Origin of the sequence: Nonomuraea montanisoli, assembly GCF_013363975.1 — a bacterium.
Classification (GTDB): Bacteria; Actinomycetota; Actinomycetes; order Streptosporangiales; family Streptosporangiaceae; genus Nonomuraea; species Nonomuraea montanisoli.
Map to the genome: position 1 here is coordinate 368011 of NZ_JABWGN010000009.1, position 21593 is coordinate 389603.

At 74.2% G+C, this 21593-nt stretch carries 19 protein-coding genes; 15 read left to right on the forward strand and 4 right to left on the reverse strand.

Features of this window, described 5'->3' with window-relative positions; genetic code table 11:
* Positions 1–87: 87 nt before the first annotated feature.
* Positions 88–1407, reverse strand: a complete 1320-nt coding sequence (locus HTZ77_RS24930) for a M14 family zinc carboxypeptidase (RefSeq protein ID WP_175592078.1) — start codon at positions 1405–1407, stop codon at positions 88–90.
* A gap of 69 nt (positions 1408–1476) precedes the next feature.
* Here HTZ77_RS24930 and HTZ77_RS24935 point away from each other — a divergent pair, with 69 nt between their 5' ends.
* The 13 genes from HTZ77_RS24935 to HTZ77_RS24995 all read left to right on the forward strand — a co-directional run bounded on the left by HTZ77_RS24935 (position 1477) and on the right by HTZ77_RS24995 (position 17093).
* Positions 1477–2088 (forward strand): TetR/AcrR family transcriptional regulator, encoded by a 612-nt coding sequence (locus HTZ77_RS24935; RefSeq protein WP_175592079.1) that lies wholly within the window; start codon positions 1477–1479, stop codon positions 2086–2088.
* 63 nt (positions 2089–2151) lie between these two features.
* Positions 2152–3585: an MFS transporter gene (locus HTZ77_RS24940; protein WP_175592080.1), complete on the forward strand. Its 1434-nt coding sequence runs from the start codon at positions 2152–2154 to the stop codon at positions 3583–3585.
* 2 nt (positions 3586–3587) lie between these two features.
* On the forward strand, positions 3588–4442 hold the full coding sequence (locus HTZ77_RS24945) for a M55 family metallopeptidase (RefSeq protein ID WP_175592081.1): 855 nt from the start codon (positions 3588–3590) through the stop codon (positions 4440–4442).
* Positions 4443–4501: 59 nt separating this feature from the next.
* Entirely contained in the window at positions 4502–6067 is a 1566-nt protein-coding gene (locus HTZ77_RS24950) for a serine hydrolase domain-containing protein (protein ID WP_175592082.1), read from the forward strand.
* Between the two features lie 120 nt (positions 6068–6187).
* A complete protein-coding gene (locus tag HTZ77_RS24955; RefSeq protein WP_175592083.1) occupies positions 6188–7747 on the forward strand; it encodes an ABC transporter substrate-binding protein in 1560 nt (519 codons plus the stop codon).
* A complete protein-coding gene (locus tag HTZ77_RS24960; protein WP_175592084.1) occupies positions 7747–8694 on the forward strand; it encodes an ABC transporter permease in 948 nt (315 codons plus the stop codon). The genes HTZ77_RS24955 and HTZ77_RS24960 overlap by 1 nt, the downstream gene beginning before the upstream one ends.
* A gap of 5 nt (positions 8695–8699) precedes the next feature.
* Positions 8700–9548, forward strand: coding sequence for an ABC transporter permease (locus tag HTZ77_RS24965; protein WP_175592207.1), 849 nt, complete (start codon positions 8700–8702; stop codon positions 9546–9548).
* Entirely contained in the window at positions 9541–11328 is a 1788-nt protein-coding gene (locus tag HTZ77_RS24970) for an oligopeptide/dipeptide ABC transporter ATP-binding protein (protein ID WP_175592085.1), read from the forward strand. Before HTZ77_RS24965 ends, HTZ77_RS24970 begins: the two co-directional genes overlap by 8 nt.
* A gap of 39 nt (positions 11329–11367) precedes the next feature.
* Positions 11368–12918: an N-acyl-D-amino-acid deacylase family protein gene (locus HTZ77_RS24975; protein ID WP_175592086.1), complete on the forward strand. Its 1551-nt coding sequence runs from the start codon at positions 11368–11370 to the stop codon at positions 12916–12918.
* Complete coding sequence (locus tag HTZ77_RS24980) at positions 12915–14561, forward strand: PucR family transcriptional regulator (protein ID WP_175592087.1); 1647 nt, start codon at positions 12915–12917, stop codon at positions 14559–14561. The genes HTZ77_RS24975 and HTZ77_RS24980 overlap by 4 nt, the downstream gene beginning before the upstream one ends.
* Before the next feature lie 54 nt (positions 14562–14615).
* Positions 14616–15380, forward strand: a complete 765-nt coding sequence (locus tag HTZ77_RS24985) for a GNAT family N-acetyltransferase (RefSeq protein ID WP_175592088.1) — start codon at positions 14616–14618, stop codon at positions 15378–15380.
* Positions 15377–16495: an o-succinylbenzoate synthase gene (gene menC / locus HTZ77_RS24990; protein ID WP_175592089.1), complete on the forward strand. Its 1119-nt coding sequence runs from the start codon at positions 15377–15379 to the stop codon at positions 16493–16495. The genes HTZ77_RS24985 and menC overlap by 4 nt, the downstream gene beginning before the upstream one ends.
* Positions 16496–16553: 58 nt before the next feature.
* Positions 16554–17093, forward strand: a complete 540-nt coding sequence (locus HTZ77_RS24995; protein WP_175592090.1) for a GNAT family N-acetyltransferase — start codon at positions 16554–16556, stop codon at positions 17091–17093.
* A 76-nt stretch (positions 17094–17169) separates the two neighbouring features.
* On the opposite strand, the gene HTZ77_RS25000 is transcribed toward HTZ77_RS24995, so the two are convergent.
* Positions 17170–17604, reverse strand: coding sequence for a YdeI/OmpD-associated family protein (locus HTZ77_RS25000; protein WP_175592091.1), 435 nt, complete (start codon positions 17602–17604; stop codon positions 17170–17172).
* 114 nt (positions 17605–17718) lie between these two features.
* On the opposite strand from HTZ77_RS25000, the gene HTZ77_RS25005 reads away from it, so the two are divergent.
* Together HTZ77_RS25005 and HTZ77_RS25010 are read left to right on the forward strand one after the other, a co-directional pair.
* Positions 17719–18330, forward strand: coding sequence for an ArsR/SmtB family transcription factor (locus tag HTZ77_RS25005; RefSeq protein WP_205303366.1), 612 nt, complete (start codon positions 17719–17721; stop codon positions 18328–18330).
* Positions 18327–19619, forward strand: coding sequence for an MFS transporter (locus HTZ77_RS25010; protein WP_175592092.1), 1293 nt, complete (start codon positions 18327–18329; stop codon positions 19617–19619). The genes HTZ77_RS25005 and HTZ77_RS25010 overlap by 4 nt, the downstream gene beginning before the upstream one ends.
* Positions 19620–19632: 13 nt before the next feature.
* Here the strand turns inward: HTZ77_RS25010 and HTZ77_RS25015 are convergent, their stop codons facing one another.
* A complete protein-coding gene (locus tag HTZ77_RS25015) occupies positions 19633–20217 on the reverse strand; it encodes a hypothetical protein (RefSeq protein WP_175592093.1) in 585 nt (194 codons plus the stop codon).
* A gap of 156 nt (positions 20218–20373) precedes the next feature.
* Positions 20374–21558: a hypothetical protein gene (locus HTZ77_RS25020; protein WP_175592094.1), complete on the reverse strand. Its 1185-nt coding sequence runs from the start codon at positions 21556–21558 to the stop codon at positions 20374–20376.
* Positions 21559–21593 lie beyond the last annotated feature (35 nt).

Here is a 21593-nt window from a genome sequence, read left to right on the forward strand (position 1 = left end):
TCAGCAGGCCATCACGCGGTAGGGAGGACCCCACCCGACGTGCCCGCCTGACGGCCGCCCCGGCCGGGTGCGGCCGGGGACGGACGATCAGGAAAGGTGCGCCCGCCTCACGGAGTCCGCGGCGAGCAGCGCCGCGCCGAGTTGCACGGCGACCAGCGAGCGGAGCGGGATCGGCGTGCCCGTCGCCTCGGCCTCGGCCTCCTCGAACCACTCGTCGAAGCGCGCCCCGAGCCGGGCGCGCTCGGCCCGGACGGCAGGCGTCAGGTTGCCCGCGGCCAGCTCGGCGTCCAGCATGCGCAGGTAGGTGCCGCAGTACCTCAGCCGCATGAGGTGCACGAGCTGCCGGCCGCCGACCACCTCGGCCACCGTGGCCGGGCGGTCGGTGCCGGGGAGGCTCTCCCAGTCGGCGATGAACTCGTCGTGGGTGCCGACGAAGTCCTCCAGCGCCCGGCGGAAGGGCGAGTGAACCGTCAGGTCGCCCTTGACGCGGGTGAGGGAGGCGGCCAGCTCGGCGATCAGGGCGCGCTGCCCGTCCAGGGAGTCGCGGATCACCGCGCCGTACTCCTGATCGGCGGGGGTCTGGTCGGCGACGCGGGGGTCGGCCCAGTAGGGCAGCTCGGTGACCAGGTGCAGGGCGCCGAAGCGATCGGCGTAGTCGACGCTGCCGCCGCCGATGCCGTACGCCGCGGCGAGCTCGGACCCCCGCGGGGTCAGGTAGGCCGCCGGGCCGATCCGGACGGCGCTCGGCACCTCCGGCGGGCCCATGTGCAGGGGCAGCCCCTCGGCCGCGGCGAGGGCGGTCAGGCGGGCGGCGAGCGCGGGGTCGTCCTGGCTGAGGTAGTAGAACGCGCCCTGGAGCTCGCCGTTGTGCAGGGAGTAGACGAAGGCGGGCCTGACCTCGTCCATCAGCCGCATCAGCGCCGCGGTCTCCGGCAGCGTGCGGTCGAAGAAGTAGTCCTCGCCGGTCAGCGGGAAGGTCCATTCGACCTGGTCGGCCTCCGCCGGGCGGTAGAAGTGCTCGGCGTAGGCGCGGCGGTCGCTCGGGCGGGCGTACCAGCCCTCGTTGAGCCGGGCGCCGTCGGGGTCGGCGCACGGGAGGAGGTGCCAGCGGAAGCCGAAGTCCTCCCGCAGCGCGGTGTCCTCGACGAGCTGACGCAGCAGCGTGCTGACGGTGAGGGCGCCGATGGGCTCGTTGGGGTGGGGGCCGCCGATGATCACGGCGTCGTGGGGGCCGGCGCCGATGGTCGCCACGCGCAGCGGCTCACCCAGGCGGGACGTGCCGATGCGGCGCAGGCGTACCAGGTGGGGGTGGGCGGCGGCGAGGTCGTCGAGCTCGGCGTGCATCTGGTCCACCGTCGGGAACGCGGTGAAGTCGGGCACGCGGCTCATGGGGGAGGTGACATCCACTTTCGGGCCTCCTGATAATCTGGATTATTCTAGTAAATCAGATTATCTTTACGGCATGCAGGAGATGTCATGCGGCTGACCAGAGCGGAAAGCAAGGCCGCCAACAAGCGCGCGCTGATCGAGGCCGCGCGCGAGATCGTCGGCCGGGACGGCTCGAAGGCGAAGCTGGAGGACATCGCCGAGCTGGCCGGCCTGACCACGGGCGCGGTCTACTCGCTGTTCGGCGGCAAGAACGGGCTGATGGCCGCCATGGTCGAGGACTATGTCGGCCCGCTCGACCTGCGCGCGGCCGAGACCGGCGGGTCCGGCGCGCGGCTGGAGGAGGCCGTGGCCGAGATCGCCCGCCGTTTCCTGCGCATGTCGGCCGACCCGCAGGCCGGCGGCAGGCTGCTGTTCGAGACGCGCGTGCTCGACCTCGTGCTCAACGACCCCGACCTGCGCGGCAGGCTCAACGCCTCGATCAGGTCGACCGAGGTCGCGCTCGCCGAGCTGTTCACCGGTCGCGAGCACGACGGCGGCGCCGTCACGGGCGAGCAGGCGCTCCGCCTGGCCCGCGCGCTGAAGGCCCTGCTGTCCGGGCTCGGCCAGGACGTCGTGCTCGGCGCCCACGAGGCCGACGAGGAGTTCTTCGTCCGGACCGCCCAGGCGCTGATCACGTCGAGGGTGCTCGGGCCGGCCTAGATCACGGCCGGGGTTCGGGGGGACCACACGGCCGCACGTCACCCCACCCCGAAAGGCAGAACCATGTCCAGATCCGGCTTCGGCGTCATCGGCGCGCCGGTGTTGTTCATCGGCGTCCTCCAGGCCATGGAGATGACGCTCTCGCCCGCGCTCCCGCTCGTCCAGCGGGACCTGGCGGCCTCGCCCGGCGCGCTCGCCTGGATCTTCACCGGCTCGCTGATCACCTCGGCGATCAGCACCCCGATCGTCGGCCGCCTGGCCGACATGTACGACAAGCGGCGCCTGCTGCTCGTGCTGATGGCGATCAGCGGAGCCGGGGTCCTTCTCGCCGGCCTGGCGCCGAACGTCACCGTGCTGATCACGGGCATGGCGGTCGAGGGCGTCTGGCTGGGCGTGCTGCCCCTGACCGTGGGCCTGTTCCGCGACACCCTCACGCCCGAGCGCGCCGCCACCGGCAACGGCCTGGTCGTCGGCGTCGCCGCGCTGGCCAGCGCCCTCGGACTCATCCTGGCCGGGCCGATCAGCTCGGCCCTCGGCTACCGGTGGCTGTTCCTGCTCGCCGTGGCCGGTGTGGCGGCGGCGTGCCTGTGGGCGTGGTACACGGTGCCGGCCACCCCGCGCGCGGCCGGGGGCCGCGTCGACTGGGCGGGCGGGCTGCTGCTCGGCGGCGGCCTCGCCCTGCTCATGCTGGGCCTGACCACCGCCTCCGCCTGGGGCTGGACGGCCCCGGCCACCCTCACGCTGTTCGCCGCCGCCGCGCTCACGCTGGGTCCGTGGGCGGTCGTCGAACTGCGCGTCGCCGACCCGCTCGTGGACCTGCGGCTGCTGGCCGGCCGCACCCCGGCCGGGGTGACGGCGATGGCGCTCGTGTTCGGCTTCGCCTCCTTCGGCCTCATCGTCGCCCTGCCGATGATGCTGGCCGCGCCCGTCGAGACCGGCTACGGCCTGGGCGCCGACACCCTGTGGATCGGGATCTACATGTTCCCCATGGGCGTGGCGGGCACCCTGGTCGCGCCGCTGGTCGGGCCGATGAGCAGGCTGCTCGGACGGCGCGCCGTGCTGGTGCTCGGCAGCGCGCTCGTCTGCGCCGGCACCGGCCTGCTGGCCCTGTGGCACTCCTCCCCGTGGCAGGTCGTGGCCGGGGTGACGATCATGGGACTGGGCGGCTCGGTCGGCCTCACCGCGGGGCTCAACGCCGTGGCCTCCGACGTGCCCGCCGACCGCGCCGCCGGGGTCAGCGGCGTGGTCTTCGTCGCCAAGAGCGTCGGCGGCACGTTCGGGGCACAGCTCGGCGCCATGGTGCTGGCCTCCGGCGCGGTGGCGGGGGTGCCCACCGAGCGCGGCTTCGTCGAGACCTACCTGCTCTCGGCGGCGCTCGGCCTGCTGGCCGTCGCCGCCGCCTTCGTGATCCCCGCCGTTGTGCGGGAGGCGCAAGCCCGGGCCGCCGTTTCTGCCCCGGCGACGAAGCCCGCCGTACGCCCCGGTGAAAGCCTGTGACGATGACCGACGTCTACATCTCCATCGACATGGAAGGCGTGGCCGGCATCGCCACCATGGACCAGGTCTCCCGCGGCGGCCACGGCTACGCGCGGGCGCAACGCCTGATGACCGCCGAGGCCAACGCCGCCATCGAGGGCGCCTTCGCGGCCGGGGCCCGCAGCGTCCTGGTCAACGACAGCCACGGTGCCATGGACAACCTGCTGCACGAGGAGCTCGACCCGCGCGCCCGGCTGATCTTCGGCACGCCCAAGCTCGACTGCATGGCCGAGGGCATCTCGGCCGAGCACGACGTGGCCCTGTTCCTCGGCTACCACGCCGCCGCCGGATCGCCGGGCGTGCTCGCCCACACCTTCTCCTCGCACTTCCCCGAGGTGCGCCTCAACGGCGCGATCGTCTCGGAGGCCGAGGTGAACGCCCTTCAGGCGGCCGCCGTCGGCGTGCCCGTGGGGCTGCTCACCGGCGACGACGTCATCTGCGGCGTCGCCGGCAAGGCGCTGCCCGGGGTACGCACGGTCGCCGTCAAGATCGCTCACGGGCACACCGCGGCCGACAGCCTCTCGCCGGTCGCGGCGCGGCGGCTGATCAAGGAGGCGGCTGCGGAGACCGTGCGCTCGGCCGGGGGGCTGCGGCCGGTCGAGCTGCCCGGCGTGCTGGAGCTGGAGATCGACATGCCCACCACGCCCGCCGCCGAGCTGGGCGAGCTGGTGCCCGGCGTGCGCCGGATCGCCGACAAGACCCTCGCCGCCACCTTCGCCACCCCCAGGGAGGTGCTCGGGTGCGTGACGACGTGCTCCCACCTGGCCGCCGACGCCATGATCGCCAGGATGGCCCTGTACGGCAGGCCAACCCGGTAGCCCGCAGGTTTGCCGCTCCGGACAATCGTTTCGAACCCGGACGACCAGATACTCGGACGATGGATTTCGAGCAGGTAGAACGCGCCCTCGACGCCCTTCCCGGCCTCCGCCCCGACGGGCCGGGTCTGGCGGTCGGGGTCTACGCCGACGGCAAGGCGCTGCACACCGCGGTGAGGGGCGTGGCCACGGTCGAGTTCGGCGTCCCCATCGACTCCCGCACCCGCTTCGACATCGCCTCCATCAGCAAGCAGTTCACCGCCGCGTGCCTGCTGCTGCTGGAACGCGACGGCAGGCTGAGCCTGTCGGACGACATCCGTGAGCACGTCCCCGAACTGCGGCTCGGCGTCCCCGTCACGATCGACCAGTGCCTGCGGCACACCGGCGGCCTGCCGGAGTGGTACGGCCTGCAGGCCGTCACCGGCGTCCCGTTCCACCTGATGGACGAGGAACGCCTGCTGAAGGTGCTGGCGGGCGTGCGCCGGACCGCCTTCGAGCCCGGCACCCGCTTCTCCTACTCCAACACCGGCTATGTCCTGGCCGCCGTCGTGGTCCGGCGGGTCACCGGCCGGTCGGTGGCCGCCTTCGCCCGCGAGCGGCTGTTCGGCCCGCTCGGCATGGACGACACCGTCTTCCGCGACGACGCCTCCGTCCCGCTGCCGCGGATGGCCTACGGCTACGACGGCGCCGGCGCGCGGGCCGACACCCAGGAGAGCGCGGTCGGCGACGGCGGCCTGGTGACCGGCGTCGCCGACCTCGCCCCCTGGTTCGGCTTCCTTGCCGACGGCCGGGTGCTGGGCGCCGACGTGCGCGCCGCGCTGCTGGAACCGACCGTGCTCGCCGGCGGCGCCGTCCTGCGCTACGCCCGAGGCATCTGCCACCTGGCCGCCGGCGACCTCGGCGACCTCGGCGGGTACGGCCACGCCGGCGGCATGCACGGCTACGTCGGGAACCTGCTCCATCTGCCGGAGCCCGGCCTCGGCGTGGCCGTGCTGACCAACCACAGCGGCCTGGACCCCGTCGGCCTCAGCATCCGCCTGGCCCGCGCCCTCGCCGGCCGGGAACCGGCGCACCGGCCCGCGCCCGCCGGCCGGGCGGGCGGCGAGGCGGCGCGGACCGCGCTGCTCGGGCACTGGCACGACGCGGAGACCGACGCCACGCTCACGCTCGATCCCGCCGCCGACGGCGGGATCGCCATGACCGGCCCCTTCGACGCGGTGCTCGCCCTCGGCGACGACGGCCGCTGGCGCGGGCAGGCGGGCTCGGCGGAGGTCTGGCTCGCGCCGGAGGGCGGCCGGCTGCTGCTGGGCCACGCCGGGTCGATCCGGTGGCCCCACGCGTACGAGCCGTGCGACCCGCCGGGGGAGGGGCCCGTCCCGCGGGGCGCCTGGCTCAACGACGAGACGGGTGTGCTCGCCGTGCTCGACGAGGGGGTGCTGCGCGTCGGCCTGACGTTCCAGGCCACGGTCACCCCGGCACCCGCCGGAACGTGGCGGGCGGGCCCGTTCACCCTGCGCCTCGGCGCGGACGGCGACCTGCTGCTCAGCGGCTTCGGCCTGCTCGGCCTGCGCTTCGCCGCCCAGCCCGAGGGCACCGCCCCCGTCGGCGTCCCGAGCGGCCTGGTCTAGGGCCGTGTTGGCCTGCAGCACGAGCCGGGGCCCGCGGAGTTTGGCTGCCTGGTCAGTGAACGAGGGAGGTCGGGCTTCTAGCGTCCGACTATCCCCCCGCTCATTCTCCGAGGTGGTTCCATGACATCCGCAACCGCGCTCGCCAGGCTGGCGACGGGCGTCCTGCTCGTGCTGGCGGCGGGCTGCGCCGGAGCCCCGGGCTCCGGCGCGGCCCCCGACACGCTCCGCTGGGCGATGGGGAACGCCCCCAACAGCCTCGACATCGCCCACGGCTTCAACGACGCCTCCACGACCGTGCAGTTCGCCGTTCTCGACACGATGGTGGCCATCGGCCCGGACGGCCGGGTCGTCCCGCGCATCGCCGCCTCCTGGACCCACCCCGACCCGCGCACGTACGTCTTCACCCTGCGCGAGGGGCCCAGGTTCAGCGACGGCACGCCCGTCACCGCCGAGGACGCCGCCTACTCCCTGACCCGCCACCTCGACCCCGCCGTGACCTCCCAGGCCGCCAGCTACGTCACGCAGGTCAAGAAGGTCGAGGTCACCGGCCCGCGCACGGTACGGGTCACCCTCCGCAAGCCCAGCCCCACCTTCCTGGCCACCGCCGCGCTGGCCTGGCAGATCGTGCCGAAGAAGCTGGCCGCCGCGCACCCGAAGGACCTCGGCTCGCCCGAGGTCGGCACCCTCGGATCCGGCCCCTTCAAGGTCACGAAGTTCTCCCTCGCCTCCGGGGTGACGCTGGAGCGCAACGAGCTGTACTGGGGGCCCAGGCCGGCGCTGCGCAGGATCGAGGTCAAGGCGATCTCCGACCCGGAGACGCTGCGCCTGGCCGTCTCCTCCGGCGAGGTGGACGGCACCAACGACATCCAGGCCAGCGAGACGCGTAAGTGGAGCGCCCTGCGCGGCGTCACGACCGCCTTCTACCCGGCCAACCACATCGCCTACCTGTCCCTCGGCGTCCGCGAGGGCCCGCTCAAGGACGTGCACGTACGCCGCGCCATCGCCCACGCCCTCGACCGCGGCGCGCTCGCCACGCTCATGACCGGCGGCCACGGCGGCATCGCCGACCTGATGCTGCCCAAGCCGCAGATCACCGCCCTGTACGGCGACAAGCCGCCGCGACTGCCCGCCCACCCCTACGACGTGACCGCCGCCAAGGCCGAGCTGGCCAGGTCGGCCCACCCCCAGGGCTTCACCCTGGCCGCGCCGTACGACAGCGGCAGCGACGACGTCAAGGCACTCCAGGCCATCGCCGCCGACCTGGCCGCGATCGGCGTCAGGCTCGACCTCCAGCCGCTGCCCACCGAGCAGTACCGGCAGCGGATGTTCAGCCACCAGGACACCCCGCTGCAGCTCGTCGACCTGGTCTACGGCACCCCCGACCCCGGTGAGGTGCTGCCCGACCTGGTCAGCCGCGCCTCGGCCGGGCCCCAGGGCTTCAACTTCAGCGGTTACGGCTCGCCCGAGATGGACGCCCGGCTCGACGACCTCGGCACGCACGAGGGCGCCGACCGTGCCGCCGCCGTCACCGAGGTGCTGGCCGAGATCGCCGACCAGGTGCCGTACGTGCCGCTCTACACCAAGGAGGCCGCCGTCGCGCTGCGCGACAGGTACACCGGCCGGTTCGGCACCTGGACCGCCGACGTCTTCAGCGGCATCCGCCCGGCGGCCGGTGCCTGATGGCCTTCGTCGCCCGCCGCCTGGCCGCCGCGCTGCTCCTGCTCGGCGTGCTGTCCGTGCTCACCTACGCGCTGCTGGCGCTCGCCCCCGGCGATCCGGAGCAGGTGCTGCTCGGGCCGCGGCCCTCCACCGCGGAGTCGCGCGCCGCCGTCCGCGCGCAGTACCACCTCGACGACCCGCTGCCCGTCCGCTACGCCGCCTGGCTCGGCGACGCCGTGCGCGGCGACTTCGGCGCCTCCCTCTACAGCCGCGAGCCCGTCACCCGCGTCATCGCCGACCGCCTGCCCGTCACCGCCGGCCTGGCCGGCTACGCCATCGTCCTGACCCTGGCCGTGGGCCTGCCCGCCGGGCTGGCCGCCGCCATGCGCAGGGGCGGCCCGCTGGACCGGGGCATCACGCTCTCCGCCCTGGTGGCCCTCGCGATCCCGCCGTTCGCGATGAGCATCCTGCTGCTGTACGGCTTCGCCGTCACACTCGGCTGGTTCCCCGTCTTCGGCGCGGGCGAGACGTTCGCCGAGCGGGTCACGCACCTGACGCTGCCCGCGATCGCGCTGGCCACCGGGCAGGCGGCGGTCGTCGTCCGGCAGATGCGGGCCGCCGCGCTCGACCTGGCCGGCCAGGACTACATGACGTTCGCCCGGGCGCGCGGGGTCGGCCGCGCCCACTACTGGATCGGCTACGCGCTGCGCAACACCGCGCTGCCCGTCCTCACCGTCGGCGGACTGCTGCTGGCGGCCAACCTCACCGGCGCGCTGTTCGTCGAGCGGGCCTTCGGCCTGCACGGCGTCGGCGAGCTGCTCGTCAGCGCCGTCGGGCAGAAGGACCTGCCCGTCGTCCAGGCGCTCGTCCTGATGGGAGGCGCCGTGGTGGTCGCCGTCAACCTGCTGATCGATCTGGCCTATCTCGCGGTGGACCCGCGGGTGCGCCACGGAGCGGTGGCCGCGTGAGCGTCATGCCCGGGGCCGTGCGCCTCGGCGGGCGGGCGCGGCGGCTGCGCCGGACCAGGCCGGGACCGGTGACGCTGCTGTCGGGCGGGATCCTCGCCCTGATGGCGGCCGCCGCCCTGTTCGGGACGTGGGTCGCGCCCTACGACCCGGCCGCGCAGGACCTCGCGCTCGGCGCGACGACGCCCGGCTGGGCGCACTGGGCGGGCACCGACGAGCTGGGCCGGGACGTGCTGTCGCGCTGCCTGGCCGGCGCCCGCTCGGCCCTGCTGTGGCCGCTCGTCGTCGCGTTGGGCACGTGCGCGATGAGCACCTCGCTCGGGCTGCTGGCCGGCTACCGGCGCGGCTGGATCGACGCCGTCATGATGCGCGTGGTCGACCTGCTCATCGCGATGCCGGGCCTGCTCATGCTGATCGTCCTGGTGGGCGTGCTCGGCGGCGGCATCGGCTGGGCGGTGCTGGCGATGGCGGTGCTGTTCACGCCCGGCGACATCCGGGTGGTGCGCAGCCTCACCATGGCCCAGCGCGAGCTGGCCTACGCCGAGGCGGCCCGCACGCTCGGGCTCGGCCGCGCCCGGATCATGTTCAGGCACCTGCTGCCCAACATCGCGCCCACGGTCGTGGCGGGCGCGCTGCTCAGCTTCGTCGCCGCGCTGGTCGCGCTGTCCGGTCTGTCCTTCCTGGGCATCGGCCTGCCCGCCGGCACGCCCGACTGGGGACTGATGATCGAGGAGAACCGCGGCCTGCTCGACCTCAACCCGTGGGCCGCGGTGGTGCCCGCCGCGCTGGTCACCATCGCCGCCACCGCCGCCACCCTGCTGGGCGACCAGCTCTTCGAGAGGCTCTCCGATGCTTGAGACACGCGGCCTGCGGGTCGTCGGCGACCGAGTGCTGGTGGACGGCGTGGACCTGGCGGTCGCCGCGGGCGAGACCGTCGGGCTGGTCGGCGAGTCCGGCAGCGGCAAGTCGCTGACCGCCCGCGCCCTGGTCGGCCTGCTGCCGCGCGGCCTGCGCGCCGAGGGGTCGGTCGAGGTCGGCGGCGCGCAGATCGTGGGCGCCGCCGAGCGGCTGCTGCGCGGCGTGCGCGGGCGGCGGATCTCGCTGCTCATGCAGGACCCCTTCACCATGCTCAACCCGCTGCGCACGGCCGGCGCGCACATCGCCGAGACCCTGCCCGGCCGGACGTCCCGGCAGGAGATCGCCCGCAGGCTGGCCGAGGTCGGCATCGACGACCCCGCCGTGGCCGGGCGCCACCCGTTCCAGCTCTCGGGAGGCATGCGGCAGCGCGTCGCCCTGGCCGCCGCGCTGGCCGGCGACCCCGACCTGCTCGTCGCCGACGAGCCCACCACCGCGCTCGACGCCACCACCCAGCACGAGATCCTCGCGCTGCTGCGCCGCGTACAGGAGGCCCGCGGCATGGGCGTGCTGCTCATCACGCACGACCTGCGCGTGGCGTTCGCGGTCTGCGACCGGGTCGCCGTGATGTACGCCGGGCGCGTCGTCGAGCAGGGGCCGGGCGCGGAGCTGGCCGCGGCGCCCGCGCACCCGTACACGTCCGGGCTGCTGGGCGCGCTGCCGTCGGTCGAGCGCGCGATGGAGCGCCTGGTGGGCATCCCGGGCGCCGTGCCGCGGGCGGACGAGGTGGCCGGCGTCTGCGCGTTCGCCACCCGCTGCGACCGGGTCACGGCCGCCTGCACCGCGGCCAGGCCGCCGTTGCGCCCGATCGGCCGCGACCGGCTGACCGCCTGCGTCCACGACACCGCCGGGCCGGCCGGGACCGCCCGCCCGCCACTGCCCGAGACCGCGCTCCCCACCGCGCCCCCTGTGCTCCGCACCGCGCCCCCTGTGCTCCGCACCGCGCCTCCCGCCGTGTGCCCCGCCGGCCCGGCCGGCGACGAGCCGCTGCTGCGTGTCGAGGGCCTGCGCAAGCGGTACGGCGCCCACACCGCCCTGGGCGGCGTCAGCCTGCACGTGAACCCGGGCGAGACCGTCGGCCTGGTGGGGGAGTCCGGCTCGGGCAAGACCACGCTGGCCCGGTCGGTGCTCGGCCTCCTCACCCCCGACGGCGGCCGGATCCGGCTCACCGGCCTCGACGTCACCGACCGCGCCGCCCTGGGCCCGCGCGAGCGCGCCCGCGTGCACCGGCTCGTCCAGTGCGTCTTCCAGGACCCCTCCACCTCGCTCAACCCCGCCATGACCGTCGGCGCGGCGCTGGCCGAGGCGACCGCCAGGGCCGCGCCCGGCGACCGGATCGGCGTGGCCGAGCTGCTGGAGCTGGTCGGCCTGCCCGCCGCGTACGCCGCCCGCCGCCCCAAGGCGCTGTCCGGCGGCGAACGCCAGCGCGTCGCCATCGCCCGGGCCCTGGCCGTCCGGCCCGCGCTGCTGATCTGCGACGAGCCGGTCGCCTCCCTGGACGTGTCGGTGCAGGCGCACGTGCTCGAACTGCTGCGCGGCATCGGCCGGGACCTGGGCACCGGGATGTTGTTCATCACCCACGACCTGGCGGTCGTCCGCCAGGTCGCCGCCAGGACCGTGGTGCTGCTGAAGGGCGCGGTCGTGGAGGAGGGGACCACCTCGGCGGTCCTGGACGCCCCCGCCCACGACTACACCAGGCGCCTGGTGGCCGCCGTCCGCTGACATGACCCACGAATCTCGTACCGGGAAAGGCACACTTGCATGCACGACCTCATCCTGCGCGGCGGCACCCTGCACGACGGGTTCGGCTCGCCCGGCCGTACCGCGGACGTGGCCATCGGCGGCGGGCGCGTCACCGCGACCGGCCGCCACCTCGGGCGAGCGGCCCGCGTGGTGGACGTGGACGGCCTGGTCGTCGCGCCGGGTTTCATCGACCCGCACAGCCATTCCGACACCGTGCCGTTCATGGCCGGGGCACAGCCGTTCAAGCTGTGGCAGGGCGTGACCACCGAGATCGTCGGCAACTGCGGCTTCTCCTGCGGCCCCGCCACCCCGGAGTCGGCGGGCCTCATCCCCGAGGTCCTCGGCGAGCGGAGCTTCGCCACCTTCGGCGGCTACCTCGACGCCGTGGAACGGGAGGGCACGACCAACAACCTCGCCGTGCTCGTGGGCCACAACACGCTGCGGACGGCCGCCTGCGGCATGGACGCCGGTCTGTCGCCCGGCGCCCTGGAACGGATGGTCGAGCTGGCGGAGGAGGCGTTCGCCGCGGGCGCGCGCGGGCTGTCCAGCGGTCTTGAGTACGTGCCCGGCGCCTACGCCGGCACCGCCGAGCTCATCGCGCTGGCCCGCGCCGCCCGGCGCTGGAACCTCGCCTACGCCACCCACCTGCGCAGCGAGAGCGAAGGGCTGGCCGACGCGCTGGACGAGGCCGTGGAGGTGGCGGAGGCGGCCGGGGTGCGGCTGCAGATCTCCCACTGCAAGGCGTCGGGCCGGGCCGTGCACGGCGCGTCGGCCATGCTGCTGGACAAGCTGACCGCCGCCCGGGCCAGGGGAGTGGACGTGCGGGCCGACGTCTACCCGTACCGGGCGTTCTCCACGCTCCTGGTCGCGCTGCTGCCACCCGCGGCGTGCGAAGGCGGCGAGGAGGAGCTGGTCAGAAGGCTGGCCGACCCGGAAGAACGGCGGGCGCTGCGCGCGCTGGCCGAGGACCCGGAGCGCACGACCGGCGTCGGCCTGTGGCGGGAGGCGCACCCCGAGGACGTGCGGCTCCTCCGGCACGCCTCCGCCGCCGTCACCGGCCGCAGGCTCGCCGACCTGCTGGACGGCCGCGACCCCTGGGATGCGCTGTGCGACCTGGTCATGGCCGACCCGCGCGCCGACGGCGTCTTCCACACGATGCACGACGACGACGTCACCCGGATCATGCGGCACCCCCTCGTGTCGATCGGCTCCGACGGCGGACCGCCCGCCGGGCCGAGCCATCCGCGCACGTACGGCACCTTCCCCACCTTCCTCGGCGCGTACGTGCGCGAGCGCGGGGTCGTGCCGATGGCCGAGGCGATCCGCAAGGTCGGCTCGGCCACCGCGGCCCAGTTCGGCCTGGCCGACCGGGGCTGGCTGGGCAGGGGAGCGGTCGCCGACGTGTGCGTGTTCGACCCCGCGGCCATCGGCCACGACGGCACCTACGACGAGCCGGGCACGCGCCCGGCCGGCGTCACCCACGTGCTCCTGGGCGGCCGGATGGTGATCGACGGCGGCGCGTTCACCGGCGGCCGGCACGGACGCCTCCTGCGCCGGGGGCAGGCGTGAACGCCCAGGGCCGGGTGACGCTCGGCGTGCTGCTCGACAGCCTCGGCGCGGAGGCGGTGACCGCGCTGTGCCTGCCGTCCGGCCGCCAGGCCACGGTGGGCGCGCCGGTCATCCACGGCTGCGACGAGCCGATGACCGCCTTCTCCGGAGCGCTGCTGCTGGCCACCGGCCGGCCGGAGGCGTCCCTGCTCCGGAGCGCGGCCGAAGCGGGCGCCAGCGCGGTCGTCGTGCGGGCCGGGCTCGGCGACGCCGCCGCGCTGACCGAGGCGGCCCGGGACGCGGGCGTGGCGCTGCTGGCCGCCGCGCCCGGCCTGTCCTGGGGGCAGCTCTACGCGCTGGTGGACGCCCTGCTCGCGCTCGCCGCCCCGGCCTCGGACCCGGGCGGCGCGGTGGACCTGTTCACGCTGGCCAACCAGGTCGCCACGCGCGTCGGCGGCGCGGTCGCCATCGAGGACCTGGCCATGCGCGTCCTGGCCTACTCCACGATCGGTGGTCAGCCCATCGACGAGCTGCGCAGGGAGGGCATCCTCGGCCGGCGCGTCCCCGAGCATCCCACGCACGCCGAGGAGTACGCCGCCGTCCTGCGCTGCGAGGGGGCCGTGTGGAGCCACGAGCCGCGCGAGTACCTGCCCAGGCTGGCCATCGCCGTCCGCGCCAGGTGCGAGGCGCTCGGCACGATCTGGGCCATCCAGGCCGACCAGCCGCTCGCGTCCGACGCCGCCGCCGTGCTCGCCGAGGCCGCCGGGAGCGCCGCCCCGCACCTGGCGCGCCTCAGCCTGGCCGCCGACGAGGCCCGCAGGACCAGGAACGAGTGGCTGGGCCGGCTGCTGCGCGGCGCCGGGCACGTGGACGAGCCGGCCGCCTCCTTCGGCCTCCACCCGGACGAACCGGTCCGGGTCGTGGCCGCCGGGGAGGCGGGCGGGCGGGCCGACGTCCTCGCCGCCACGCACGCCGCCGACCTCCTGCGCACCGCCTACGCCGCCTACCGGATCGGGGCCGCCGTCGGCGTCGTGGACGGCAGGACGTACGCGGTCGTGGCGGCCGGCGCCGGAACCCCGCTGCTGCGGCGCGTCACCGCCGACACCCTCGGCCGGATCGCCGAACGGCTCGGCGGGCACTGGCGAGCGGGCGTCGGACGGGCCGTGGCCTCGGTCGCGCAGGTTCCCGCCGGCGCCCGGCAGGCCGAGGAGGCGCTGCGCGCGTTGTGCGGGCCGTCGCGCGGGCCGTACGCGGCCGGCGAGGTGGGCCTGCACGAGGAGCTGGCCGCGGCGCTGTTCCTGATGGACGCGGCGGCCTCGATGCGGTCCGGCCGGGCGCTGACGGGCGAGCCGCTGTCCCTGGTGGCCGAGCACGACGCCGGGCAGGGCACCGACTACGTCCACAGCCTGCGCGTCTGGCTGGCCGCCCACTACGACGTGCCGAGGGCGGCCGAGACGCTGTCGCTGCACCCCAACACGCTCAGGTACCGGCTGCGCCGCATCGGCGAGCTGATCCCGCTCGACGATCCCGACGTCCGGCTCGTGCTGGGCCTTCAGCTCCGGCTGGCCGAGATCCAGGCGTCCGGTGCGAGCGGCGGTCAGATGCCGGTGTCCGGCGTGAGCGGCGGTCAGGTCCGGGCGTCCGGCACAAACGGCGGCGGCTGAAGTTCGGCTCGCACGCCAACGATCCGGCGGCGGTCCGGCGGAATGCTGGTGGCCATGGTCGAACTTCGCATCCTCCACGGCACCGCCCAGTTCCAGGCCGCCGACCGGCTGCTGCGCCGCATCTGGAACACCAGAGCGGGCGACGATCCGCCGGTGGCCGTGGACCTCATGTGCGCCCTCGCGCACACCGGCGGCTACGTCGGCGGCGCCTTCCTCGGCGGCGAGCTCGTCGCCGCCGCCTCCGGGTTCCTCGCGGAGGGGGCCGGCCTGCACTCCCACGTCGTGGGCGTGGCCGCCGAGGCGCGGGGCCGGGGGATCGGCCAGGCGATCAAGGCGCACCAGCGCGCGTGGGCCGCCGAACGCGGCCTGAACTCCATCTCCTGGACCTTCGACCCGCTCGTGCGCCGCAACGCCTTCTTCAACCTGGCCAGGCTCGGCGCCCGGGCCGAACGGTACGTGCCCGACTTCTACGGGCCGATGAACGACGGCATCAACGGCGGCGACGTCACCGACCGCCTGTTCGCCCACTGGCCCGTGCACCCGGTCCCCGCCCCGGCCTCGCAGGCGTTCGCTCCGGACCGGAGCGGGGAGCCGGAGGTGATCCTCGACGAGAGCGGGGCGCCGCGCGAGCCGGGCGGCGCGGCCGTGCTGCGCTGCGCCACGCCCGCCGACGCCGAGCGGCTGCGGCGCGAGCACCCCGAGGAGGCCGCGCGGTGGCGGGCCGCCCAGCGCTCCGCCCTGGGGGGCGCGCTCGCCCGCGGCTACCGGATCACCGCCTTCACCCGGGACGGCTGGTACGTGCTGGAGCGTGCGGCATGAGGATCGCCGAGGCCGAGCTGCACACGGTCGCGCTGCCGTTGCTCACCCCGTTCCGCACCTCGCTCGGCACGCAGACCGTGCGCAGGGCGCTGCTGGTGCGCGTGCGCGGCTCCGACGGCGAGGAGGGCTGGGCCGAGTGCGTGGCCGACGACGAGCCCACCTACAGCCCCGAGTACCTGGAGGGCGCCGCCGACCTGCTCCGCCGCTTCCTGCTGCCCGCCCTGTTCGCGGTGCCCCGCCTCGACCCGGCCGGCGTCGCGCCCGCGCTGGCGCACCTGCGCGGCCATCCGATGGCCAAGGCCGCCGTCGAGACGGCCGTCCTGGACGCCGTGCTCAAGGCGCGCGGCCTGTCACTGGCCGCCTACCTGGGAGGGGTGCGGCCCAGCGTGCGCGTCGGCGTGTCGGTCGGCATCGCCGCCACCCTCGACGACCTGCTCGACACCGTGGACCGGCACGTCAGCGCCGGGTACGCGCGGATCAAGCTCAAGATCGAGCCCGGCTGGGACCTGGAGCCGGTCCGGCTGGTGCGCGAGACGTTCGGCTCCGGCCTGATGCTCACCGCCGACGCCAACACCGCCTACGCCCCCGCCGACGCCCGCCACCTCGCCCGCCTCGACGCGTATGGGCTGGCCCTGCTGGAACAGCCCTTCGCCCCGGACGACCTGCACGGCCACGCCCGGCTCGCCGCCCGCATGGACACACCGATCTGCCTGGACGAGTCGATCACCTCGGCGCGTGCCGCCACCGCCGCGATCAGGGCGCGCGCCTGCTCGGTGATCAACATCAAACCCGGCCGGGTCGGCGGCTACCTGGAGGCCCGCCGGATCCACGACCTCGCCCGGGCCGCCGACGTCCCGGTGTGGTGCGGCGGGATGCTGGAGACCGGGCTCGGCCGGGCGGCGAACCTGGCGCTGGCCAGCCTGCCCGGCTTCACGCTGCCCGGGGACATCTCGGCGACGGCCCGCTACTTCGAGCGCGACCTCACGGCGCCGGTCGAGCTGACGGGCGACTCCATCACGGTGCCCGACGGCCCCGGGACCGGCGTCGCCCCGGATCCGGACGCCCTGACGGCGTTCACCACCGAGCCACCCGTACGCGTGACTCCCGCTCGGTGAGAAGTCACCCGGTCACCCGCGCCGGTCGCCGGCGCGGGAAGGCCCCTATGATCGCCGCATGCTCGATCAAAGCCATCGCGGCGAAGAACTGCTGACCGATCGGCTGTCGCTGCGACGCCCGGTGCCGGACGACATCGACGCGATCTTCGCCATCCACAACGATCCCGCCACGTGCCTGCACAACCCCTCCGACGCCCTGTCCAAGCGTGAGGAGGCGACGGAGCTCTTCCAACGCTGGGATGATCACTGGCGGCGTCGCGGTCACGGCTACTGGGTGGTTCGCCGCCGCGGGTCGGACCAGGCGCTGGGCTTCTGCGGGACCAAGGTCATGGACCTCGACGGCATGAGCGTGCTCAATCTCTTCTACCGCTTCGAGGTCTCATCCTGGGGCCAAGGAGTGGCCGGCGAGGCCGCGACCGCAGTGGTGGAGTGGATGACGGAACGCGTTCCCGATCTGCCCGTCATCGCCCGCGTGCGCCCGGCCAACACCGCCTCTCAACGGGTGGCGGTGCGCGCCGGCCTGGTACGGGCCGAACACCTCGACACCGCCGGCGAGGACGGCCTGGACCAGATCTTCGCGAAGAACATGCCGGGCTGAGCCGCGTCGTCACGCCGCCCAGTGCCTCTGACGCGAACCCGCGCCCCGTTGCGAAACCCAGTCTCAGGGTTCTCGTTCAGCCCCGCAGGGTGGAGATGGCCTTCTCGATGCGCCGCCGACGTGTCTCGGGCTTCTTCGCGCTCTCGATCGCGTGAACGTGCTCGCGCTTGCGGCCGTACGCGAGGCTGTCGTATGCGGCGCGGGCGACGGGGTCGCCGTCCAGGGCACGGGCGAAGTCCTCCGGCTCGACAACGACGCGCGGCTCGGTGTCGAGTTCCACTTCGACCTCGACCTCGTCGCCGATCGCAACACCAGCGGCCCGCCGGTTGGCATTGCTGAGGCCGAGCAGGTGGCGGCCGCGCAGGAGGGCGACCCGGCTTCTCCAGGAATGCCCGTTGACTGTGATCGTCACGAGCGGCCGCGCGCCCCCGCCGAGCGCTGCTACCACCTCGGACGGAACCTCCAGACCCCGCATGGGCTCAGGCGGCTCGACGTAGGCTCGAAACTTCATGATCTTCTCCTTTTGTCCTGCCGGTTCCTCGGGCGCTGTACGGCGATGAGATGAGCTTCGCCGCCACGGTGGATATTTCGGCTATGCGACCGCGATGCGCGCGCATGGCATCGCGTGCGCACCGGCGTCGGTCAGCAGCTCCATAACCCCTTGCGCAATGGTCAAGAATCATTGACCATTGTCCTCGTGTCCAACGACGATCTTCCGGAGACGTTCCACGTCTCCACCGACGAGCAGTTGCGTGCCGTCTCCAATCTCACGCGGCACCGGATCATGGCCGTGCTCCGTGCCGAGCCCGCGACGATCACGCAGATCGCCGAACGGGTGGGCCTGGCGAAGGGCAGCTCGAGTTATCACGTGCGGTTGCTGGAGCGTGCCGGGCTGGTGCAGGTGGTGCGGACGCGGAAGGTCCGGGGGGTGACCGAGCGGTACTACGCGATGGCCGCGCGGCAGATCGTCCTGCCGGATCCGGTCCCGGGACAGCCGGATGTGCTGATGCGGCACGCGGTGGCGGACCTGGAGGCGGCGCCGGCGGATGGTGAGCGGCACGTGCGGATGGCGCATCTGCGGCTCACCGACGAGCGGTTCGCGGAGCTGGGGGCGCGGCTGGATGCGCTGGCGGACGAGTACCAGGCGCTGTCGCCTCCGGCTCTGCCGGAGGCGTCGCTCGCCTTCGCGCTGTTCCGGCCGGCCGCTCGGAAGCAGGGGGGGAAGGAGTCTTCGTGACCTTGAATTCAAGGAACCTGCCGGCCGGGTTCGGGCGGCTGTGGACCGCACAGACGGTTTCCTCGCTCGGCGACGGGGTGACGCATGCCGCGCTGCCGCTGCTCGCGTTGACGCTGACGCGGGATCCGATGGCTCTCGCGGTCGTCACGGCCGCCGGGACGCTGCCGTGGCTGCTGTTCGGGGTGCTCGGCGGTGCGCTGGTGGACCGCTGGGACCGCCGCCGCACGATGTGGGTCACGGACGCCGCGCGCGCGGTGCTGCTCGCCGTACCCGCCGCGGCGGCCGCGCTCGACGCGCTGAGCATCCCGCTGCTGGCGGCCCTCGCGTTCCTGCTCGCCCTCGGCGGGCTGTTCTTCGACACGGCCGCCACGGCGTACCTGCCGGATCTGCTCGGCCGCGACCCCGCGCTCCTGGAGCGCGCCAACGCTCGCCTGCGCGGCGCCCAGACCGCGGCGTCCGGCTTCGCCGGGCCACCCGCGGGCAGCGCGCTTCTCGCGCTCGGACGTTCGGTTCCGCTGCTCGCCGACGCGGTGTCGTTCGCGCTGTCCGCACTGCTCGTGCGGTCGCTGCCCGCCGTGCCCCGTCCCGCCGCAGGCGCCCGCGAGTCGCTGCTCCGCCAGGCTCGGGCCGGGGCCTCCTACGTCTTCCGGGACCGGCTGCTGCTCGGGCTCGCGCTCCGTCCGGCGGTCGGGAACGTCGCCTTCCTCGCCGTGGAGACCGTCCTGGCCCTCTTCGCCCGCGAACGTCTCGGCATCGGCGCCTTCGGCTTCGGCCTGCTCCTGACCGCGGAGGCCGCGGGCGGCCTGCTCGGCGCGGGCATCGCGTCCTTCCTCGGCCGGCGGCTGGGCACCGGCACCGCGCTGACCTGCACCGCCACGATCGAGGGCCTCGCCATCCTGGTGCTCGCCTCCGCGCCGAACGCGTACGTGGCCGGCATCGCGCTCGCCGTCTGCGGTGCGGGCATGGGCGCCACGATGGTGCTCGGACCCTCCCTCCGGCAGGCCATCGTCCCGGCCCACCTGATGGGGCGGGTCGCCTCCACCTCCCGCATGCTCGCCATGTGCGCCGCCCCGTCCGGCGCCTTCCTCGGCGGCTGGCTGGCCAACACCTACGACCTGCGCACCCCGCTGTACGCCGCCGCCGGCCTCCTTCTCACCATGACCGCCGTCACCGCGACCATGACCAGCAACCGCCGCGTCGAGGCCGCACTGCGCGCCACCCGCCCGGAAGCCGACCCGGCCGACCGGCGCCCCGCCGAAGAGATCGCCGTACCAACCACATCCGGGTGATGAATCACGCGGCTCAGAGCCGGTCCATCGCGTCGTCCAGCTCGGCGAAGAACTTGTCGACGGCGCTCGTGTCCAGGCCCGGAGAGGTGATCGAGAAGCTGGGGAAGATCTTGATCCCGTTCGAGGAGGTCCCCGCACGGACGGCGGGGCCCCGCCCCTCCAGGCCCGCGATGATCCGGTTGATCAAAGCGTCCACCTGCGGCGCACTGTAGCCCCGGGGCACGACGGGAACGTTGGTGCCGCGGATCTTTCGGACGAGCCTCGCCTGAGGGGTGCTCGCCGCGCCTCTGGTCCGGCGCCGTTCGCGCAGGCGCGTCATCGGGACGTCCAGGCGGTCGCGCACCAGGCCGCCGGCCAGCAGGAGCACGCCGCCCCCGGTGAGGGTCCCGCCGACCAGCAGCATTCCGGACGCCACGACCGCGGCGTCGCTCTTGGACTCCTCGTAGCTGCTCGGCCCCGACTTCCTGCTGGAGCAGTAGTCGCCCGGGCTCATCCGGTCGAAACCGCACCGGGGATCTTCCGCGTCCTTGGCCACCACCAGCCAGACCAGCAACACCACTGCCCCGATGGCCAGCATCCAGGCGCCCGCTTTGGTCATGCCCACCCCCTTCAGGTGGACAAGATCGTATAGGTACGGCATCCGTGCCTCGTAGGTGTTCTCGCGGTGACGCCGCTCCTGCTCGGGAGTGGTGTCACGGCCGGCGACGGTCCTGCTCCGGCAAGGAACGGACGTTCATGAGCTCCGGTGAACGGATCACCCGTCCGAGGTCACCGGGAAGTTGCCCAGCAGGGTGAAGTTCTCCCGGACCTCGGGCGGAACGGGGCCGACCTCCACGGGGTCGGACGGGCTGACCAGGCTCGCCCGATAGATCTTGGCCGTGCCGGCGTCCTCGGCCGCGATGATCAGGGTCCGGCGGTCGCGGGTGAGGGCGACCGCCGTGATCGTGTTCTCGGTCGCGGGGGCGATCTCGGCCTTCGGGTTCAGCGTGATGTCATGGACGTACTCGGGGTCGTCCTGCACGGCGGCCGGGTTCACCCGCGCGGTGTAGAAGCTGTTGTCGTTGCCCTTGCACAGCAGCTCGGTGGCGTTGACCCAGGCCACCGCGGAGCAGGCGCGCCCGCGCACGGAGGCCCGCGTGTAGTACGCGTCCTCGACCGCGAGGGGGGCGAACGTCAGCCCGAACATCCCGGTCTTCACCACGAACCTCCCCGACGGATGGACGGCGGCCGGGCACGGCACGGCGACGTTCTTGACGATCCGGTAGACCTGATCCTCGTCCGAGCCGCCCCCGCAGACGTCGCTGGACCTGCGCGGGGTCAGCCGCCCGTTCTCGTCCGCCGAGTAGTACTCCAGCGCCCGCTCGAACCAGAACGACCCGTCGGGCGCGAACCCCGGCGCCTCGTCCGAGTACGTCTTGTTGGCATACCCCTTCTTAGCCGACATCTCGGTGATGTCGGTGAACGTCCCGGTGACCACATCCAGCCAGCCCACGTGGTGGTCGCTACCCGACCGCGGCTCGATCTCCACGGCGAGCCGCCGCCCGTCCGGCGAGACCGGGCTCATGCCGGGGTCGCCGTTCTCGCCGCACAGGCTGCGCACGTTCGCCTCCTCGCCGCCCGCCTTGGCGGCGATCCCGGCGAGGTGCCGGGCGAGCGGGGCGGTGGAGAAGGACGGGCCGCGGGTGCGGAAGGACTCGTCGTAGGCAACGGCCTGCCACAGGCCGTCCTTGCCCGAGCAGGCGATCGGGCCCTCGGCCGCGAGCAGGTCCTTGAGGTCGCGGGCCGCCTCGGCCAGCACGTTCGGGACGGGTGCCGGGCTGACCGCGGGGCCCGGGGTCCGCAGCGGCGCGGCGGCCGGCCCGGGGGTGATCGCACAGGCTGTGGCCGTCAGGAGAGCCACGGCCGCCGCCGACGACCGGCCGCCTCTGCAGGTACGCATCCGTTTCACGTCCTCTTGGTGAAGAGCCATAAAAA

What these genes read in the sequence shown, in the direction of transcription:
- HTZ77_RS24935 (WP_175592079.1), top strand. Translation starts at nt 1,477, where the DNA reads ATGCGGCTGACCAGAGCGGAAAGCAAGGCCGCCAACAAGCGCGCGCTG.
- HTZ77_RS24940 (WP_175592080.1), top strand. Translation starts at nt 2,152, where the DNA reads ATGTCCAGATCCGGCTTCGGCGTCATCGGCGCGCCGGTGTTGTTCATC.
- HTZ77_RS24945 (WP_175592081.1), top strand. Translation starts at nt 3,588, where the DNA reads ATGACCGACGTCTACATCTCCATCGACATGGAAGGCGTGGCCGGCATC.
- HTZ77_RS24950 (WP_175592082.1), top strand. Translation starts at nt 4,502, where the DNA reads ATGGATTTCGAGCAGGTAGAACGCGCCCTCGACGCCCTTCCCGGCCTC.
- HTZ77_RS24955 (WP_175592083.1), top strand. Translation starts at nt 6,188, where the DNA reads ATGACATCCGCAACCGCGCTCGCCAGGCTGGCGACGGGCGTCCTGCTC.
- HTZ77_RS24960 (WP_175592084.1), top strand. Translation starts at nt 7,747, where the DNA reads ATGGCCTTCGTCGCCCGCCGCCTGGCCGCCGCGCTGCTCCTGCTCGGC.
- HTZ77_RS24965 (WP_175592207.1), top strand. Translation starts at nt 8,700, where the DNA reads ATGCCCGGGGCCGTGCGCCTCGGCGGGCGGGCGCGGCGGCTGCGCCGG.
- HTZ77_RS24970 (WP_175592085.1), top strand. Translation starts at nt 9,541, where the DNA reads ATGCTTGAGACACGCGGCCTGCGGGTCGTCGGCGACCGAGTGCTGGTG.
- HTZ77_RS24975 (WP_175592086.1), top strand. Translation starts at nt 11,368, where the DNA reads ATGCACGACCTCATCCTGCGCGGCGGCACCCTGCACGACGGGTTCGGC.
- HTZ77_RS24985 (WP_175592088.1), top strand. Translation starts at nt 14,616, where the DNA reads ATGGTCGAACTTCGCATCCTCCACGGCACCGCCCAGTTCCAGGCCGCC.
- menC (WP_175592089.1), top strand. Translation starts at nt 15,377, where the DNA reads ATGAGGATCGCCGAGGCCGAGCTGCACACGGTCGCGCTGCCGTTGCTC.
- HTZ77_RS24995 (WP_175592090.1), top strand. Translation starts at nt 16,554, where the DNA reads ATGCTCGATCAAAGCCATCGCGGCGAAGAACTGCTGACCGATCGGCTG.
- HTZ77_RS25000 (WP_175592091.1), bottom strand. Translation starts at nt 17,604, where the DNA reads ATGAAGTTTCGAGCCTACGTCGAGCCGCCTGAGCCCATGCGGGGTCTG.
- HTZ77_RS25015 (WP_175592093.1), bottom strand. Translation starts at nt 20,217, where the DNA reads ATGACCAAAGCGGGCGCCTGGATGCTGGCCATCGGGGCAGTGGTGTTG.
- HTZ77_RS25020 (WP_175592094.1), bottom strand. Translation starts at nt 21,558, where the DNA reads ATGCGTACCTGCAGAGGCGGCCGGTCGTCGGCGGCGGCCGTGGCTCTC.